Here is a 17863-nt window from a genome sequence, read left to right as displayed (position 1 = left end):
GACGAGGAGAGGACCGCAGCGTGTTCGACGCCGACAGCGTCACGATTACCGTGCTGGTCGAAAACCAGGTGGACATGCTGCTGCCCGACCAGGCCAGCCCCGCCGGCGCGGACGACCACTGCGTCAGCCGGTACGGGCTGATCGAGCACTTCGACCCCAAACGCGTCCCGCCCCAGGCGGAGAACGGCATCAGCTTCCTCGTCGAAGCGGTCCGCGGCCGCCACACCCTGCGTGTCCTGTTCGACGTCGGCCTGACCGGCACGGTCCTCGAACACAACATGCGGGCCCTCGGCGTCGACCCCGCCACCATCGACCACGTCGTGATCAGCCACGGCCACCCCGACCACTTCGGCGGCATCCACCGCTTCCTCAGCCTGGCCGGGCGCCGTATCCCGGTCGCCACACACGCGGACGCCGAACTGCCGCGCTACGCCGTCATGGCCGACGGCCGCACCTCACCGGTCTACAACGCCGCCTTCGGTTTCGGCGAGGTCGAGCGGTCCGGCGGCGTACCCGTACTGACCCGCGACTCCCTCGACCTCGGCTGGGGCGTCCACACCACCGGGGAGATCCCCCGCACGGTCGCCTTCGAAGCAGGCGCCGCACCCGGCTTCACACCCGGCGACCCCGGCCTCTACCAGGTCTCCGCCCAGGGCAGGCTGCGCCGGGACGACGTCATGGACGAGATGGGCCTCGTGGTGGACGTACGCGACGTCGGGCTGGTGATCCTGACCGGCTGCGCGCACGCCGGCGTCATCAACACGATCGCCCAGGCCCGCGCGGTGTGCGGACCCAAGCCGGTCCGGGCGGTGATGGGCGGCTTCCACCTCGGCTTCCCCACCACCCCCGCCGAGAACGTCGGCCTGACCTCGGCCGCGCTCGCCGAACTCGAGGTCGCCACGGTCATGCCGATGCACTGCAGCGGACTGCGTACCCACGCGCGACTGGCCCACGACCTGTCCGCGCACTACGTGCAGCCCTCGGTGGGCACCGTGCTGCACTTCGGCCGGTGACCGCGGACCTGCGGGGCATCAGGGTCATCGCGGTCGAACAGGCCGTCGCCGCCCCCCTGTGCACCCGCCACCTCGCCGACCTCGGCGCCGAAGTGATCAAGATCGAGCGGCCCGGAGGCGGGGACTTCGCCCGCGGCTACGACGAGAGCGTCCACGGCCAGGCCAGCCACTTCGTCTGGCTCAACCGCGGCAAGCGCAGCGTCGTACTCGACCTGAAGAGCGAACCGGGACGCCACGTGCTGCGCCGGCTGCTGCGCGAGGCGGACGTGCTGGTGTGCAACCTCGCCCCGGGCGCCCTGCACCGGATCGTCACCGACGAGGAACTGGCCGCGCTCAACCCGCGCCTGGTGCGCTGCTACCTGTCCGGGTACGGGACCTCCGGCCCCTACGCCGCGCGCAAGGCGTACGACGCGCTGGTGCAGGGCGAGGCCGGCACGATCACCGCGACCGGTACGCCCGAGACGCCGGCCAAGCCCGGGGTGTCGCTGGCCGATCTGGCCGGCGGGACGTACGCGCTGACCGCCGTCACCGCCGCCCTGTACGCGCGGGAGCGGACCGGCCTGGGCCGGCGCATCGACGTGGCCCTGTTCGACGTGCTGCTGGAGTGGATGAGCCCGCTCCTGCTGGCCGAGATGCACTCGGGCTCGGCGCCCAGGCCGGCCGGACTGCGGCACGCCAGCATCGCCCCCTACGGGCCGTACACGACGGCCGACGGCAAGGACGTCCTGATCGCGGTGCAGAACGAGGGCCAGTGGAGCCGGCTGTGCCGTACCGTGCTCCGGGCCCCGGCGCTGCTGGAGGATCCCGCGTTCGCGTCGAACAGTGCCCGGGTGCGGCACCGCGAGCGCACCGAACGGGCCGTGCAGGCACGGCTGATCACCCTGTCCACCGCCGAGGTCACCGACCGCCTGGAACGGGCGGACGTCCCCTACGCGCGGCTGAACCAGATCACCGATGTACTGGCCCACCCGCAGGCCGAGGCGACCGGACGCTGGTCGCAGGCGACGCTGCCGGACGGGCGTACGGTACGGGTGGTCACCTCCGCGCTGCACCGTGACCCGGAGCCGCCCGGCGGCCGACGGGTGCCGGGGCTGGGCGAGCACACCGCGCAGGTGCTGCGTGAACTGGGCCTGTCCGAGGGCGAGATGGCCGGCGTACTGGAGCCGCCCGCGGAATCCGGCACCCCGCCCTCCACCGCACCGGCCCGCTGACCCCCCGCCCCCCAACCGCCCACTGTCAACCGCCCACTGCCCCGCCGCCGTCCGCCGGGCGGTGGGGCAGGCATCAGGCCGGTCCGGGCCGGGCCCGGACCTGGGGGGTCAGTCGTTGTCGACGTCGAAGGGGTCGGTGATCGGCTGCCCGGTCAGGTGCCTGCCCAGTGCCAGGAAGCTGCGGGCGAGGTGCCACTCCGTCGCCTTGGCCAGTGCGTCGCCGTCGCCGAGCCGGGCCGCGGCCAGCATCGCCCGGTGTTCGTTGGAGGTCTCGTCGGCCCGGTCGTGGAGCACCTGCAGCACGTCCCAGGGGAACTTCTGCCACAGCTGGTCGATCTCGTCGGTCAGCCCGTCGTTGCCGCACTTGGCGTAGAAGAGGAAGTGGAACTGCCGGTTCGTGGCGTTCAGCCGGGCCCGGTCCCCCTCGGCCGCGGCCTGTTCCATCTGGGTGACCAGCCGTTCCGCGAGGTCGATGTCGAGCGGTGAGAGCCGCCGGGCGGCCCGCTGCATCGCGTACGGCTCCACCAGGCGGCGCAGCAGGTAGACGGTCTTGACCTGCTCGTAGTCGGCGTCGGCGACCCGCACGCCCTTGTGCGGCTCGCCGACCAGCACGCCCTCGGCCTCCAGCAGGCGCAGCGCCTCGCGGACCGGGGTGATGCTGGTGTCGAACATCGCGGCGAGCACGTCCTGTTGGATGCGGCTGCCCCGGGGCAGTTCCCCCTCGCTGATCATCCGCCGCAGCTCGATGGCGATGCGGTCGCGCTTGGTCAGCGGTTTCGCCCCCTTCGCTGCGACGCCGTCAGTCGCGGCGGAGGAGAGTCGGCGGGCCGGCGGCGGCATGGGCATGTCCTTAACGGGTCAGCGCTCGGGGAGCGTCGGGTCGGCGGGCCTGATGAGTGTCGCACCGGCGGAACGGATCGCGGTCATACGGGCAGTTGGCGCGGGCGGCCGGGCGGGACGGGCGGCGGGGGACCGCTCCGGTGACGGCCATCACGCACCGCTCCCGGACAGGCCCGGCACACGGCGGGAGCCCCACCCGGGACCGCCGTCCCGTCCGGACGGCGGCGGCACCGGAAGCGGCGGCCCCGGAAGCGGCCCCGGAGGCAGCGGCGGTTCTGGAGGGGGCGCCGGTTCGAGGGTGCGGTGGAAGGCCGCGAGTACGGCGGCGAAGGCACCGGGCTCGTCCAGGTAGGCGAGGTGGCCCGCGCCGGGCACCTCGGCCGCCGCGCCGCCGAGCTGCCCGGCCAGGGCGGCCGCCGCGCCGGCGCTGATCCGGTCGTCGTGCGCGCCGCGCAGCACCCGGCAGGGCAGGCCGAGGGGCCGGGGCGGCGCGTGGCCGGCCCAGCCGAGCGTCACGCGCAGGGAGTTGAGCAGGGTGTCCGGGCGGGTCGCCGCCATCGACCGGTACAGCAGGTCACGGCGGGCGGGATCGGTGCTCAGGAGAGTGCTGTCGGTGTAGCCCCGGGCGAACAGGGCGGTGCCGTCGCGGCGGAGCGCGGCTTCGGTGTGTGCGAGCCGGCCGGCCGCGGCGGGCCCGGTGGCCGGGGGGAACCCGGCGAGGGTCAGCGAGCGCACCCGGGACGGCCGGTCGAGGGTGAGGGCGAGCGCGACGAGGGCGCCCAGGCCGGAGCCGACGACGTCCACCCCGCCGCCCGGCCGGCCGGCAACGGCGCCGCCCTCCTCCACGCCCTCCACGCCCTCGTCCCCTTCTACGTCCTCTTGCGTGGTGCGGGACAGCAGCCGGTCGCGGGCCGCCGCGGCCGCCGACACGGCGCCGGCCAGGGTGAACGGCTCGGCGGCGCGGACGCCGTGGCCCGGCAGGTCCGGCGCCGATACGGGCCTGCCGCCGGCCCGCAGATACGGCAGGGCCGGCGCCCAGGTCCCGGCGTCGCCGCCCCAGGTGTGCAGAAGCAGGAGGGGCGTCGTCATCGCAGTCATAGGCACCTCACACCAGGATCATGCATTTTTCTGTTTCTGAAGTATGGCTATTGCATGTCAGGCATCCTAGCCCCAGAATCCCCGGTATGACCACGATCAAATCCGTGCGGCACAGTGCGGGCGACGCGCGGCGCGACCCCGCGGGCAATGCGCAGGGGGCGGCGGCCACGGCCGCACCGGCCGGCGCCCACAACGGCGCGACGGTCACGCTCGACGGGCTGACCATGCGCTTCGGTGACCGCACGGTATCCCAGGACATCAGCCTGGCCATCGGTGCGGGAGAGGTCCTGTCCATCGTCGGGCCGTCCGGCTGCGGCAAGACCACACTGCTGCGGGCGGTGGCCGGGCTGATCCGGCCGGCCGAGGGTGTGGTCCGTATCGACGGGCAGGCGGTGACCGGCACCCCGGACGGCGTGGCGATGGTCTTCCAGCACTTCGGTCTCTTCCCGTGGAAGACCGTCGAGGCGAATGTCGCCTACGCCCTGCGTGTGCGCGGCATCGCGAAGAAAGCCGCGCTGGAGCGGGCCCGGGAGCTGATCACCCTCGTCGGCCTGTCCGGCTTCGAGAAGTCCTACCCCCATCAGCTGTCCGGCGGCATGCAGCAGCGCACCGGCCTGGCCCGGGCCCTGGCCGTACGGCCCCGGCTGCTGCTCATGGACGAGCCGTTCGGCGCGCTGGACGCCCAGACCCGGGAGGTCCTGCAGTTCGAACTGCTGCGGATCTGGCAGGACCACCCCGTGACGATGCTGTTCGTCACCCACTCGATCGACGAGGCCGTTCTGTTCGGGGACCGGGTCGCCGTGCTCAACGGCCGGCCCAGCGGTGTCGCCGAGCTGATCGACGTGCCGCTCCCGCAGCCCCGCGACCGGTCCGTGCCGGCCACCCCGGAGTTCCTCGCCATCCGCGAGCGGGTCTGGTCCCTGATCATGAACGCCGGCCCGACGGACTGACCGCCCCACCACACCGCCCCACCACACCGCCCCGCCGGCACAACGGCCCCACCATCACACCGCCCGCCCCACCGGCACACCGCCACCGTCACACCGTCACACCGCCCCCCGCCCCGCTCACCCACCGCCACCCTGCCGTGCCCTCCGCGCGGCAGCAGAAGGAGCAGTTCGCATGACGATTTCGCGGCGCAGACCCGCCCTGGTCGGGGTGGCCACACTCCTCGCGCTCATCACCGCCCTCGCCGGCTGCGGCGACAACGGCTCGCAGTCCGCCGGCAGCGCCACGTCCGGCGGACCCGAGAAGATCACCATCGGCGTGCCCGGCATCCCGCCGATCTTCCTCAACACCGTGATGTACGTCGCCAAGGAAGAGGGATTCTTCGCCGACCGCGGCCTCGACGTCACCCTGCGCCCGCTGACCACCGGCGCCGACGTCGGCCGCGCGGTACAGAGCGGCGAGATCCAGGGCGGCATCATCGGCACGCCCGGCGCGGTCGCCCTGCGCGCCAGCGGCGGCTCCGTCGTCTCACTCATGGGCTTTCCCAAGCCCACCTACCTGCTGGCCAGCACCGACCCGGGCGTCACCAGCTGCGCCGATGTGAAGGGCAAGACCGTCGCGGTCGACGCGGTCGGCGCGCCGAAGGCCCTCGGCCTGGCCGCCATGCTCGCCAGCTGCGGCCTCGGCAAGAACGACGTCAGCACGATCAACGTGGGCGGCCCGCCCACGGTCGACGCGCTGGTGGCCGGCCAGGTCGAGCTGGCCGTCCTGCACCCCGACGAACTCGCCACCGTGCAGGAGAAGATCGCCCCCACCACCCCCGTCAGCGAAGTCATGACCCTGGCCGGCGTCGACCCGCTGCAGCACTACACGGTCCTCGTCGCCCCCAAGGACCAGCTCAGCGGCCCCGCCCGGGACACCTGGGTCAAGGTGATCGCTGCCGTACGCGAAACCATCGCCTACATGTACGACCCGGCCCACACCAAGCAGGTCGCCGCCCAGGCCGCCGCCGTCACCAAGGAACCCGCGAGCGTGACCGAGGCGGCGCTGCCGAAGTTCCTCTCGCTCGGCGTCTGGGCGAAGCAGGGCGACGGCCTGGACCGGGCCGCCATCCAGCACACGATCGACGGCGCGGTCGCCGCGGGCAACGTACCCAAGGCCAAGGCGCCCACCTACGAGCAGATGGTGGACCCCTCGGTGTTCGCCGACGCGACGGGCAAGTGATGCGAGTACCCCGGCCGCGGGCGCCCCGGCAAGGAACCGGCGCCCGACTGCGGCCGCCGGCCGTGTCGGCGGCCGGCCTGCTGGCCGGGCTCGGCCTGTGGCAGCTGGCCGGCCGGCACGACCCCGTCCTGTTCGCCACGCCCGGCCGGTCGGCCGAGGCCCTGCTCACCCTGACCCGGGACGGTTCCCTGCCGGCCGCCCTGCTCTCCTCGGGCAGACTGCTCGTCGTCGGACTCGCCCTGGCGATCGTCGCCGGCGTCGGATCCGGCCTGCTGCTCTCCCGGGCCCGGCTGCTGCGCGCCAGTACCGACTGGCTGCTGTTCGCGCTCCAGTCCGTCCCGATCGTCGCGCTGGCCCCCCTGATCCTGTCGGCGTTCGGCTTCGGCCTGCCGGCCAAGACCCTGGTGGTGTTCCTGACCGCGGTCTTCCCGATCGTGGTCAACACCGCGGAAGGAGCGCACCGTGTACCGGCCACCTTGCTGGAGGTCACCCGTACCTTCCGCAGCAGCGAATGGCGGATCTGGAAGGACCTGCTGCTGCCCCACACCGTGCCGTACGCGATGACCGGCGTGCGCCAGGGCATCGCGATGGCCTTCGTCGGCACCCTCGCCGCCGAGTTCTTCCTCAACGCCAGCGGCATCGGCGGACTGCTGCTGGCCGCCGGCACCCAGTTCGACACGGCCACCGTGCTCGGCCTGACCGTGCTCGTGTCGGTGCTGGCCGTGGCCCTGATGGGCTGCGGCCGGGCGGTCGAACGCCACTTCGCGCGGTGGCGGGCGGTGCAGGCATGACGGCCCACCCGGCCCCCCAGCCCCCCGCGTCCCCCGTACCCGGCCCGTCCGCGGGGGCCGCCCAGGACCCCGCCCGCACCACACCCCCGCCCACACCCCCGACCGCGTCCGCGTCCGGTGTACGGCGGACCGGCCGGGTGGCCGGTGTCCTCGGCAAGCTGGCCGTCGCGGCCTTCGTCATCGTCGTCTGGGAGAGCGCGGTGCGGCTGTGGCTGCCCGCCTACCTGCCCACCCCCTCCGGTGTGGCCGGCGCGGCGTGGCCGACGCTGACCTCCCCGGAGTTCCGCACCGCCGTGGGCGAGACACTCGGCGGGGTGGCACTCGGCCTGCTCCTCGGCTGTACCGCCGGTACGGCGCTCGGCCTCGGTATCGGGCGGGTGCCGTGGCTGCGGCATCTGACCTCCCCGTATCTCAGCGGCCTGTACGCGATGCCGATGCTCGCGATCGTCCCGATGGCGACGATCTGGCTCGGTTACTCCAGCCAGACCCGGCTGGCGGTGATCGCCCTGTCGGCGTTCCTGCCGTGCGCGGTGAGCACCGGCGACGGAGCCCGCAATGTGCCGGTCCAATTGGGTGAACTCGCCCAGATACTGCGGCTGTCCCGCCCCCGGGTGGTAGTGGACGTGCTGCTGCCCTCGACGCTGCCGTTCGTCATCGCCGGCGTGCAGGTGGCGGTGGGCCGGGCCCTGGTCGGCGCGGTGGCGGTGGAATTCCTCGCCAGCCTGCCGGGACTGGGCACGTTCATCCTCACCAACGCCCACTCCTTCGAGCAGAACACCGCGTTCGTCGCAGTCCTCGCCCTGGCCGCGCTCGGCATTGCCGCGCGCAGCGGCACCCAGAGCGCCCTGCACCGGCTGGCCCCCTGGCACCTGCACGTCAACCGCTGACCCTGACCCACCAACCGCCCAACCGGCCCCGCCCCCGCCCCAGAAGAGCCCAGAACCCCAGAGTCCAGAGCCAAGGAGCCCAGGAAAAATGCCCGACGACGGCGGCCCGCGGCCGTTCCGCACCGAGATCACCGACGGCATGCGCATCGAGTGGGACGTACCGATCGAGATGGACGACGGGACCGTGCTGCGCGCGGACGTGTTCCGTCCGGTCACCGCCGGGCCGGCGCCGGTGATCATGACCTACGGTCCGTACGCCAAGGGCCTGCCCTTCTCCCGCGGTTACCCCAGCGCGTGGGAGGCGATGGCCCGGGACCACCCCGACACGGTCGCGGGCACCTCGAACCGGTACCAGAACTGGGAAGTCGTCGACCCGGAGAAGTGGGTGCCGCACGGCTACGCCTGCGTACGGGTCGACTCGCGGGGCACCGGACGCTCACCCGGCCGCGTCGACCCGTTCTCGCCACGCGAGACCCGCGACTTCCACGACTGCATCGAGTGGGCCGGCACCCGCGACTGGAGCAACGGGCGGGTCGGCCTCAACGGCATCTCCTACTACGCGATGAACCAGTGGCAGGTCGCCTCCCTGCGCCCGCCGCACCTTTATGCGATCTGCCCCTGGGAGGGGGCCGCCGACTTCTACCGGGACGGCTCCCACCAGGGCGGTATCCGCTCCACCTTCTGGGACAACTGGTACGACATGCAGGTCAAGACCGTCCAGTACGGCATCGGTGAAGCCGGCGGCCGCAACCCGAGCACCGGACAGCTGATCTGCGGCGATGATCTCCTCACCCCGGCGGAACTGGCCGCCAACCGCACCGACCTGGGCGCGGACATCGCCGCGCACACCTTCGACGACCGCTACCACCGGGACCGCTCGGCGCACTGGGACGCCATCGACATCCCGGTCCTCAGCTGCGGCAACTGGGGCGGACAAGGACTCCACCTGCGCGGCAACGTCGAGGGCTACCTGCGCGCGGCCTCCCCCCACAAGTGGCTGGAGATGCACGGTCACGCCCACTGGCCGCTGTTCTACACCGACTACGGCGTCGCCCTGCAGCGGCGCTTCTTCGACCGGTATCTCAAGGACGAACCCAACGGCTGGGAGGACCGGCCCCCGGTGCAGCTGCAGATCCGGCACGTCGACGCCACCTTCACCCCGCGCGGCGAGAGCGCCTGGCCCCTGCCGGCCACCCGCTGGACCCGGCTGCACCTGCACACCGGCGGTACGCTCGCCGCCCCGGAGCCCGCCACCGCGGGCACCGCCCAATTCGCCGCGCTCGGCGACGGCCTGGAGTTCACCACGGGGCCGCTGCCCGAACAGACCGAGATCACCGGCCCCCTGGCGGCGAAACTGTTCATCTCCTCCTCCACCACCGACGCCGACCTCTTCCTCGTCGTGCGCGTCTACGCACCGGACGGCGAAGAAGTCGTCTTCCAGGGCGCACTGGACCCCCACACCCCGGTCGCCCAGGGCTGGCTGCGCGCCTCGCACCGCCGCCTCGACCCGGACCTGTCGACCCCCTACCGCCCCTACCACCCGCACGACGGCGCCGAACCCCTCCAGCCCGGCACCGTCTACGCACTCGACATCGAGATCCTGCCGACCTGCCTGGTCATCCCGGCCGGCTACCGGATCGCACTGCAGGTACGCGGCCGCGACTACGTCCACCCCGGCCCCGCAGCCCGCCTGTCCAACCTGAAGAACGACCTCACCGGCTGTGGCCCGTTCCTGCACAACGACGACCTCGACCGCCCCGCCGGCACCTACGACGGGCACACCACCGTGCACACCGGCGCCCCCCACGCCTCGTACCTGCTGCTCCCGGTCATCCCGGCACCCTGACCACCCGGCCCGGCCCGGCCCGGCCCGCTCCCGGGGCAGCCCGGTCCGCCCTCGGCCGGCCGGTTCCCGCCGTGGTTCTCCGGCGGGTGTCTGACGTGCGCAACAGTCCAGAAATCTTCATGTCCACGTCATCATGGGGCGGGGTGTGCGCCACTCGCCGGACGCAGAGTGGCGGCCGCCCGCACGCCGACACCCGCCCCAGCACACGGGAGACCCCATGAAGCTCCGGCGATCCGCCCGAGCCGCCTTCCTCACCGTCCTGCTCTCCGCCGGACTGCTCACCGCACCCACCCAGGTGCACGCGGCCGGGCCCAGCGACGCCGACCTCGCCTACCGCTGGGCCCCCGTCCACCACCAGGACACCTCGGCGGCCTATCCCACCGCCGACTACCTCGCACGGGTCGACTACGACGAGGACTGGAACACCCTCAACAACTGGGAGAACCTCGACGCCAACGCCGGCCGGCTGACCGGCACCGCCTACTACTCCGTGGTCGAGACCGCCACCCACTGGTACCTGACCTACGCGTTCTACCACCCGCGTGACTGGAAGGACTATCCGCTCAACCTGTTCTCGCACGAGAACGACATGGAGGGTGTCCTCGAGATCGTCAGCAAGGACGGCAGTACTTACGGCACACTCCAGGCGGCTGTCACCCTGTCACACGACAACTACTACGCCTACGTGCCCGCGGGCAGTGCCTTCACGGGCAACCGCGAGTCCGTCGACGGCACCCTGCTCACCCAGACTCATGACGGCGCCGAGCACCCCACCGTGTTCCAGGAGGCCCGCGGCCATGGCGTGAACAACTGGAGCGGCGGCGGTTTCCCCGGCGGCGACGGCATCGTCTACCGCCCCAGCCGCACCACGGGAACGGTGCCGGCGGGCGGGAACGACCGTGCCGCGTCCTACCAGCTCATCGACATCTTCGCCCCCGGCGGCCTGTGGGAGCGCCGTGACGCGAAGCCCCCGTACGCCTCCTGGGGGACCTTCGCCGGGGACAACGGCAAGGACAACGCCGCCCACACCCCCTGGGCCTGGGACGACACGAACGACGGCGGCGACCTCCAGGCCGGCTCCATCGCCGGCGACCCGGCCTACCTGACCGCCCAGTACTTCACGAACACCGGGCCCCTCAGCCTGAGTTACACCCGTAACCCCTACCAGCCCTGACCCCCTGCCACACCCGCCCCCCGCCACACCCCGCCACGCCACACCCCGCCACACCCCGGACCGGAGCGCCGGGCCGGCCCCCCGCCCCGTCCCCGGCGGGAGGCCGACCCCGACCCCGGCCCCGGCCGGGCGCCGGAGCGTCAATTGGCCTTGCCGAGGGCCTTGTCCCGCATGATCCCGATCAGCGGCAGCACCCGTTCCTGCGCGGCCTCGCCGCCGGTACGGGTCAGGTAGCCGATGACGCTGCGGGCGATGGTGGCGGTCTGCTCCGCGTCGGCGGACCAGGACAGCTCCGTGAGGGTGTCGGCCAGCAGCAGGGACACCTGGACCGCCGGATCGGTGACCAGCTTCTCCTGCGCCGCCTGCCGCTCCGCGCCGGACATCCCGTCATGGAATCCGGCCGCCTCGAACACCAGGGCGTGAATGATCCCGCTGCCGAACTCGGCGACCAGCCGCGGCATCGGCTGCTCACCGTCCCCGCGCCGCATGAGCACGCCGAGAGCCTCGGCGTCCTCCTCCCAGACCGCCTCGAAATAGGCGCAGGCGGCCAGAATCTCCTGCCGCGTCAGCGAATCCGGCATCAGCGCCACTCCCCGCATCGTCACTCACCCCGCCCGGCGGACTCGCCCCGGACCAGCTCTCCGGGGCGGGCACCCCCGGCCGCCCGGGCTGCTCCGGCGGGCAGTTGATGTCCCCGCCGATCATGCCCTACGCCCCCTCAGCCCCCGGCGCCGCCCGCGTGGGGACGGTCACACAGGTCATCCAGCTGGAACGCGCCGTCCTCGCGCTGGAATTCACTCTCCTTGTCCAGCTGCTTCAGCAGCCGCGTCAGGTTCGCGCTGTCGTGCGGCGCCGCCAGGAACTCCAGTACGGCGCGGCTGAAGGCGTCCCGCAGCGTCGGCGGCATCGCGTCCGACGCGTCGAAACAGATCCGGTCCGCGCCGTCCAGCAGCGCCTGGACGGTCCGGGTACCGGGAGTCGGCGGCCTCGTTCCAGCAATGGACCCGCCCGGGAACAACGGCTGCTCCTGCGGCCGCGCCGCGGCCACCCAGTCCCTGCGCGCCTCCTCGGACGTCAGTTCCCGCACCAGCCGCCAGGCGTCGTCACTCTCCTTGAAGACCGCGGCCATGTCCCCGGACACCTCGAACGCCGTCTGCCGCGCGGCGCTCCCGTGCACGAAACGCGCCGTCGGATACGGCAGCACCTCATTGCCGTAGTGGCGGCGGATGAACGAACCCTGGTGCTCCTGGCCGCAGACCGTCCCCCGGTTGAGGAGCCCGTACCGGCCGCCCCCGATGTCCTCGAAAGACGTGGAGAGCGCGTCCGCCGCCGACCCGGGGGTCAGCAGATCCGCCCACTCCTGCCACGCCCCCCTCACCTCCGGGCCGCTCCACGCCAGCCGCCCCGTCGCCCAGTCCTGGTACACCTGCGCGCCCCGCCGCTGCAGCAGCAGGTCCTCGATCCAGTCGGTGCCGGGCCAGCCGGACGTGGCCTCCGACGCCATCCCCAGACACCACGACGGCGACGTCACCGGCGGCGGCGAGCGGCTCCACACCAGACTCTTCAGATCGATCCGTACCGGCACCCAGTACGCGTTCTCCCGGGTCGCTCCCGACCCGTCCGTGACCTGCACCCGCGGCGCCCACGGCTTGACCGCCGAGCCGGCCACCCCTTCCGGCAGCGGCCGGGCCGCCCCGTCCCGCGCGTACTCGACGAGATCACCCAGATTGTTCAGCACGGCCACGTCCGGGGGCGCGCCCGCCTGGAGCTGGGCCACCAGCGTCTCCCGCAGGGAACGGGTGCCCTGGTACACGTAGCGGTGGCCGGTCCGCTCGCCCACCGCGTCCAGCACCTTCAAGAAGGGCTTCTCCTCGCCGCCCGTCCAGGGGCCGAGAACGACCAGGGTCCGCCCGCCGCCGCCCCCGCAGCCCGAGACGACGGCGCTCACGGCGAGCAGACACCCCGCCAGCACCACCCGCAGCACGACCCCCACCACGGTCCTCACCACGTTTCCCGAGCCGCTCACAGCTCCGCGTACCTCCCCCGGACCAGATATTCACGGCCGTACAGGAACAGCGTGATCCCGCACGCCAGCGCGCCGGCCGTGCCGACGGAGAGCGCCACACCCGCCGTCGCGGACCAGCCCGCCGGGCGTGCGCGGCGTATCCGCTCGGCCATCTCTGCCGCACGGTTCCTGATCTCGCCGCGCGCCGCCGGTGTCACCCCCTCGGCGCCCTCGCCCGCCCGGGCGATCAGGCCCGCCACCTCGCCCACCTGCCGCTGTGCCCCCTGCTCGATGACGGCGCCGGCCGCCAGCGGGACCAGCGCCAGCAGCACCGGCGCCACGGCGAGTGCCAGCAGCACACTGAACAGGCGCAGCTGGAAGCGGAGATAGACCAGGGTGCCCGCGGCCACCACGGCGAACAGGGCGGCCGCCAGAGCTGTCGCCACCGCCGCCCCCACCGCCACCGCGCTCCACGCGGCCGTTTCCCTCGCGTCCTGGCCCAGCCGCCGCTCCAGACCCCTGATGCGCTGGAGTACGGCGGTCGTCTCGCCCGGTGCGCCGTTCAGCATCGAAGCGGCGTACCGCAGGCCGGCCCGGCGCAGTATCTCCGGGTTCTGGCGCCGGTCGGCCCAGGCGATCCAGTCGCCGTACGCGACGACCAGCCCGGACACGACCCGCAGTTCCTGCTCCTGGCCCCGGTCCAGGGCGCCCGTCTGCGCGGCCCGGTTCAGGCTCTGCGAAGCCTCCGTGTACAGCGAGCGGTATTCCTCACCGAGCCCCACCTCGACGGGCTGGCCGAGCCGCCGCTCCGCCTGGTCCTGGGCCAGCCGCAGGGCGGTCCGCGCGTCGGCCAGGTACACCAGGGCCGGCGTGTAGCGGTCGCGCAGGCTCTCCGTACGGTCGTGGACGTCGAAGTACGCCGTCCTGGCCGGCAGGAGGACCATCAGCCCGAGTACGGGCAGCAGCAGCATGCGCCCGCGCAGGAACCGTGAGGTGGGCTTGCGGGCGATGGTCCGCGAACCCTCCGGGCCGCCGCCCTCCCCGGCCGGGGCCGGTCCGGCGTGGCCCGCCGCCCACCGCCACAGTGCCGAGAGCGCCCCGGACACCGGACGCCCGGCCCCGCGCACGAACGCCCCGCGCACGAATCTCCCGCGCAGGAGTGTGCCGCGCATGATGTTCCTCATCCGTCCTCCCGGGAGGGTCGCGGCCGCGCACCCGGCAGCGGCCACGGCCGCCGCTCACCGCGCCAGTGACGCAGCCCGATGGACCGGGTGCGGTTGGCGTTGTCCAGCAGCGCGTCGAACAGGTCGTCGTCCCCGCCCGTCCGCGGCACCTGCCCGGCGAGCCGGCGGTAGCCCTCGGAGAGCTGCTCGCGCAGCTCGTCCTCGGTGCCCGGTGCCCGGATACCGGGCGGCAGCGCCTGGTGCAGCTCGGCCAGCAGGCCGTCTCCCGCGCCCCGCTGCGGCGCGGCCTCCACCATCAACAGCAGCAGCTCCCGCAGGTCCGTGGCGAGCCGCTCACGGGCATGCCGGTCGGTCAGCCCCTCGCTGCGCGTGAGCCGGTGCAGCGTCGTGTACGCGCGGGCCGCGGCGGCGACCGACGGCACCGAACCGTCGGCGGGCACATCGGCGTGGATACGGACCATCGCGGTGCGGGCCGCGGTGCGGTGCCGGGAGTCGGCGGGCACACCGGCCAGCGAGGCGAGGGCCAGATCGGGCCGGCCCTGCGCCAGATGGATACGGGCCAGCCCGAACGCGGCACTGCCCAGGGCGTGATTACGCCGCCAGACCGCCCGGTAGAACTCCACCGCCCGGTTCTCGTTGCCGAGTCTCTCGTGGCAGTAGCCGAGCGCGAGCTTCGGCGCGTACTCGCCGGGGATGGCCGCGTACACGCTGCTGAACTCCTCCAGGGCCGCCGAGGGCCGCTCGTGCGCGAGATGGAGGAGCCCCTCGTGCCAGTGCAGGCGCCAGTCGAAGTCGGCGAGGTCCCGCAGATGACGGCGGGCTCTTTCCAGTTCGAGCCCGGCGGTGACCAGCGCGTCACCGCGGGAGGAGGCCGGATCCCGGGCGCGCTCCAGATGGAGGCGGCAGCGCAGCAGATGCAACTCGGGTGACGCCAGCCACTCGTCGCTGAGCTGGAGCAGGCCGGCCGGGTCGTCGTACGAGGTGCGCTGCAGCTCCTTCCAGTTGAGGTCGTCCCGGTCGGGCTTGGGCACCGGAAGCCCCGCCGCGGCCTCGGCCGCCCCCGGCACCTGCACGGTCAGCGGCCGCTTGCGGCTGCCGCCGCCGCGCCACTGGTGCAGCGGCGGGGCGGTGCCCAGTCCGCCGTCGAGCGCCGCCGCCGAGGGGCCGAAGAGCGGTGACGGTTCGAAGGTCTCCTCGTCCAGGCGCAGCGAGCGCAGTTCCCGCAGTACGCCGCGCAGTTGCACGGCCATTTCCCGGGCGCTGGCGTAGCGGTCCTTGGGGGCGTGCGCCGTGGCCCGTGACAGGGCCAGCTCCAGGGACTCGGACCCCAGGTCGGAGGGGCGCGGCGGCGCCGTGCGCAGCAGCTGCCGCAGTACGACCCCGACCCCGTAGAGGTCACCGGCGACACTCATCTCGCCCGCTTCGCCGATCTCCGGCGGGCGGTGGGTGACCGGGCCGGGGGAGCCGATCTGCCGCACGCCGGCCAGGTCGATGAGCTTGATGCCGTTGCCGCAGTGGAGCACATTGGTGAGGGAGATGTCGCCGTAGACGAACTCCTCCCGCTCGTGCAGATAGCTCAGCGCGTCGAGTATCCGCAGCCCGTAGGAGACGACGAACTCGTGCACCCGGAACCCGTCGAAGGGCGGTTCGTTGCCCGCTATCTGTGCGGCGACCCACTCCAGCGAGGCGCCGTCGGCGAACTCCATCACGATGAACTCGGCCGCACTGCGCGGATGCTGGGCGTAGTTGATGACCCGGATGATCGAGGGATGGTTGAGGCTGACCAGCCGCAGCCGCTCCCGCCTCGCCTGGCTGACGGCCCCCGGATCCCGCGGATCGAGCACACCCTTGAGCGCCACGGGACGGCTGAGCAGCGGCAGGTCGCGGGCCAGATAGACCTTGCCGTAACTGCCCTGGCCCAGCGGGCCGACGACCCGGTACTGCTGGTGCAGCAGATCACCGCGGACCAGCGCGTGGCCGTCCTCGTCGGGGGCACCGCCGGGACCGGCCAGCGCGTCCGGATCGTGCACGGCCACCAGCGGCAGATCGGTCAGCCCGTCGCCGGGCGGCTCCACGACGAAATCGCGGGGCCCGTGCGGCCGGGCCAGCCGCCGCTGCGCGGCCTCGGCCTCACCCAGCGCCTCCTCGGCCTCGATGCCGATCCGGAACAGCCGGTAGGCCAGGGCCGGCGCCCCGGCCCGCGGATCGGAGCCCCGCAGCGAGCCCAGCGCGGCGAGCAGTTCGGCGGCCCGGGGCTGCGGGGCCCGTGGGCCCGGCCTGCCGGAGCCGCTCGCCGGGACCTGCCGTAACCGGTGTTCGAGTTCGTCGAGCCGGGCCAGCCGCGCCCCGATGTGCTCCGCGCGCTCCTGCGCCCAGTCCGCCGCCAGCAGGTCCCTGCGCACCAGGGACAGCAGCGGGGACTCCGGGTCGCGGAAGACCAGCAGAAGCCGGCTGAGGTCCCGCCGGCGCAGGGCCCGTAACAGGTCCATGACCTCCTCGTCGGAGGAGGCCGAGCGGTCCACCGACAGGAACGCCGCGGCCAGCCGGGGGCTGTCGGCGGCGATCAGCTCCAGCAGCCCGGCGGGGTCCGAGGGGGCCAGGCCGCCGCGTTCCGCCACGCGCCGGGCCAGCTGGGCGGCGCTGTGGTTGGTGGCGTCCATGGCGAGGTCGATGCTGCCCGCCCGCGGTTCGTCGGCGGTGGCGTCGGAGGAGGGCCGCGGATTCTGCTCACGGTCGGCGAGCGTGAGGACGGAGTGGATCGCCGGCATGGTCCGCTGATCGCCCTCCCGTGCGAAGGCGATCTCCACCGCACCGGTACCGGGCGCCTCGTCCAGCCAGCGGGCCAGCCACCGGCGCAGCCCCGGAGCACCCCGGTTGCCGGTCTGGCGGGGCGAGACGGCGATCTCACGGGAGACGGCGCGGGCGCCGCTCACCGTCAGGCCGAGCCGTTCCAGCGGCAGGTGTTTCAGCACCGTCTCGGTCGGGATCATGTACGCGTGCTGGGGTCCGGTGGGCGGCGCGTCCGCCCTGCCGTACTGGTGCACCACGATGCCGACCACCCCCTGCGAACGGTTGTGCACCACGCCGCTGCCGCTGTAGCCGCGCCGCACGATGTACGGCGGACCCGGGGTCGTATCGAGCTGTACCCACTCGGGGATGATGCCGGGCCCGCCGGTGCCGCCGAGCCGTGCCGCGATGTTCTCGCCGCCCCACAGGTCGTCGGGGTAGCCGGTGGTGTGGACGTGTTCGCTGTCGGCCGGGCTCTGCCGGTGCAGGGTCGCGGGAGGGACCGGGGGAACACGGTCGAGTTTCAGCAGCGCGAGGTCCCCGCCGCCGAAGCTCGGGGTGGGCGCGACCAGGTACTCCTGCATCACCCGGGCCCGCAGCGGGGTGGGAACGGCCTCCGGAGCACCGGGGAAGTCGATGTACACCGACTCGAAGGGCTTGCCGGCGCTCTGCCCGCCGCCGTCCCTGACGGCGCGGTGGAGCACCACATGGGCACAGGTCAGCACGAGCCCGCCCGGCAGCAGCACTCCCGCTCCCAGCGGCGGACGGGGCCCGCGGACCTGGGTACGGAACAGCCGCGAACGCCAACTCTCCCTGCTATGAGCAGAGTTGGAAGCGCCGCTCGGCTCGGTCATA

Annotated in this window: 14 protein-coding genes; 8 read left to right on the top strand and 6 right to left on the bottom strand. The window is 73.2% G+C overall.

Annotated elements, in window-relative coordinates:
* The first annotated feature begins 20 nt into the window (after positions 1-20).
* Both ACZ6MZ_RS16230 and ACZ6MZ_RS16225 read left to right on the top strand, forming a co-directional pair.
* Positions 21-1013 carry an MBL fold metallo-hydrolase gene (locus ACZ6MZ_RS16230; protein ID WP_469352438.1) on the top strand — a complete coding sequence of 331 codons (993 nt, stop codon included), beginning with the start codon at positions 21-23 and terminating at the stop codon, positions 1011-1013.
* Positions 1010-2224: a CaiB/BaiF CoA transferase family protein gene (locus ACZ6MZ_RS16225; protein ID WP_469352437.1), complete on the top strand. Its 1215-nt coding sequence runs from the start codon at positions 1010-1012 to the stop codon at positions 2222-2224. The genes ACZ6MZ_RS16230 and ACZ6MZ_RS16225 overlap by 4 nt, the downstream gene beginning before the upstream one ends.
* A gap of 108 nt (positions 2225-2332) precedes the next feature.
* Here the strand turns inward: ACZ6MZ_RS16225 and ACZ6MZ_RS16220 are convergent, their stop codons facing one another.
* Positions 2333-3064 carry a GntR family transcriptional regulator gene (locus ACZ6MZ_RS16220; protein ID WP_384180379.1) on the bottom strand — a complete coding sequence of 244 codons (732 nt, stop codon included), beginning with the start codon at positions 3062-3064 and terminating at the stop codon, positions 2333-2335.
* 150 nt (positions 3065-3214) lie between these two features.
* A complete protein-coding gene (locus ACZ6MZ_RS16215) occupies positions 3215-4153 on the bottom strand; it encodes an alpha/beta fold hydrolase (RefSeq protein ID WP_469352434.1) in 939 nt (312 codons plus the stop codon).
* A 95-nt stretch (positions 4154-4248) separates the two neighbouring features.
* Here ACZ6MZ_RS16215 and ACZ6MZ_RS16210 point away from each other — a divergent pair, with 95 nt between their 5' ends.
* From ACZ6MZ_RS16210 to ACZ6MZ_RS16185, 6 genes are all read left to right on the top strand, one after another.
* Positions 4249-5112 (top strand): ABC transporter ATP-binding protein, encoded by an 864-nt coding sequence (locus ACZ6MZ_RS16210; RefSeq protein WP_389789234.1) that lies wholly within the window; start codon positions 4249-4251, stop codon positions 5110-5112.
* 172 nt (positions 5113-5284) lie between these two features.
* The gene (locus ACZ6MZ_RS16205; protein WP_389789232.1) at positions 5285-6334 is read left to right on the top strand and encodes an ABC transporter substrate-binding protein; all 1050 of its coding nucleotides are present in this window, start codon (positions 5285-5287) and stop codon (positions 6332-6334) included.
* A 62-nt stretch (positions 6335-6396) separates the two neighbouring features.
* Positions 6397-7125 (top strand): ABC transporter permease, encoded by a 729-nt coding sequence (locus ACZ6MZ_RS16200; protein WP_384327289.1) that lies wholly within the window; start codon positions 6397-6399, stop codon positions 7123-7125.
* Positions 7122-8012, top strand: coding sequence for an ABC transporter permease (locus ACZ6MZ_RS16195; RefSeq protein WP_469352433.1), 891 nt, complete (start codon positions 7122-7124; stop codon positions 8010-8012). Before ACZ6MZ_RS16200 ends, ACZ6MZ_RS16195 begins: the two co-directional genes overlap by 4 nt.
* An 88-nt stretch (positions 8013-8100) precedes the next feature.
* Positions 8101-9858: a CocE/NonD family hydrolase gene (locus ACZ6MZ_RS16190; RefSeq protein ID WP_469352432.1), complete on the top strand. Its 1758-nt coding sequence runs from the start codon at positions 8101-8103 to the stop codon at positions 9856-9858.
* A 217-nt stretch (positions 9859-10075) separates the two neighbouring features.
* Entirely contained in the window at positions 10076-11032 is a 957-nt protein-coding gene (locus ACZ6MZ_RS16185; RefSeq protein WP_384180393.1) for a hypothetical protein, read from the top strand.
* A 140-nt stretch (positions 11033-11172) separates the two neighbouring features.
* On the opposite strand, the gene ACZ6MZ_RS16180 is transcribed toward ACZ6MZ_RS16185, so the two are convergent.
* The 4 genes from ACZ6MZ_RS16180 to ACZ6MZ_RS16165 all read right to left on the bottom strand — a co-directional run bounded on the left by ACZ6MZ_RS16180 (position 11173) and on the right by ACZ6MZ_RS16165 (position 17862).
* Positions 11173-11613, bottom strand: coding sequence for a hypothetical protein (locus ACZ6MZ_RS16180; RefSeq protein WP_469352429.1), 441 nt, complete (start codon positions 11611-11613; stop codon positions 11173-11175).
* A gap of 137 nt (positions 11614-11750) precedes the next feature.
* Positions 11751-13058, bottom strand: a complete 1308-nt coding sequence (locus tag ACZ6MZ_RS16175) for a hypothetical protein (RefSeq protein ID WP_469352428.1) — start codon at positions 13056-13058, stop codon at positions 11751-11753.
* Complete coding sequence (locus tag ACZ6MZ_RS16170; protein ID WP_469352427.1) at positions 13055-14209, bottom strand: hypothetical protein; 1155 nt, start codon at positions 14207-14209, stop codon at positions 13055-13057. The genes ACZ6MZ_RS16175 and ACZ6MZ_RS16170 overlap by 4 nt, the downstream gene beginning before the upstream one ends.
* A gap of 8 nt (positions 14210-14217) precedes the next feature.
* Positions 14218-17862, bottom strand: coding sequence for a tetratricopeptide repeat protein (locus ACZ6MZ_RS16165; protein ID WP_469352425.1), 3645 nt, complete (start codon positions 17860-17862; stop codon positions 14218-14220).
* Position 17863: the final 1 nt, after the last annotated feature.

It is taken from the genome of Streptomyces sp. NPDC042201, assembly GCF_055582185.1.
This window is presented reverse-complemented; position numbering and strand designations above follow the sequence as displayed.

What these genes read in the sequence shown, in the direction of transcription:
- ACZ6MZ_RS16220 (WP_384180379.1), bottom strand. Translation starts at nt 3,064, where the DNA reads ATGCCGCCGCCGGCCCGCCGACTCTCCTCCGCCGCGACTGACGGCGTC.
- ACZ6MZ_RS16215 (WP_469352434.1), bottom strand. Translation starts at nt 4,153, where the DNA reads ATGACGACGCCCCTCCTGCTTCTGCACACCTGGGGCGGCGACGCCGGG.
- ACZ6MZ_RS16210 (WP_389789234.1), top strand. Translation starts at nt 4,249, where the DNA reads ATGACCACGATCAAATCCGTGCGGCACAGTGCGGGCGACGCGCGGCGC.
- ACZ6MZ_RS16205 (WP_389789232.1), top strand. Translation starts at nt 5,285, where the DNA reads ATGACGATTTCGCGGCGCAGACCCGCCCTGGTCGGGGTGGCCACACTC.
- ACZ6MZ_RS16195 (WP_469352433.1), top strand. Translation starts at nt 7,122, where the DNA reads ATGACGGCCCACCCGGCCCCCCAGCCCCCCGCGTCCCCCGTACCCGGC.
- ACZ6MZ_RS16190 (WP_469352432.1), top strand. Translation starts at nt 8,101, where the DNA reads ATGCCCGACGACGGCGGCCCGCGGCCGTTCCGCACCGAGATCACCGAC.
- ACZ6MZ_RS16185 (WP_384180393.1), top strand. Translation starts at nt 10,076, where the DNA reads ATGAAGCTCCGGCGATCCGCCCGAGCCGCCTTCCTCACCGTCCTGCTC.
- ACZ6MZ_RS16180 (WP_469352429.1), bottom strand. Translation starts at nt 11,613, where the DNA reads ATGCCGGATTCGCTGACGCGGCAGGAGATTCTGGCCGCCTGCGCCTAT.
- ACZ6MZ_RS16170 (WP_469352427.1), bottom strand. Translation starts at nt 14,209, where the DNA reads ATGCGCGGCACACTCCTGCGCGGGAGATTCGTGCGCGGGGCGTTCGTG.
- ACZ6MZ_RS16165 (WP_469352425.1), bottom strand. Translation starts at nt 17,862, where the DNA reads ATGACCGAGCCGAGCGGCGCTTCCAACTCTGCTCATAGCAGGGAGAGT.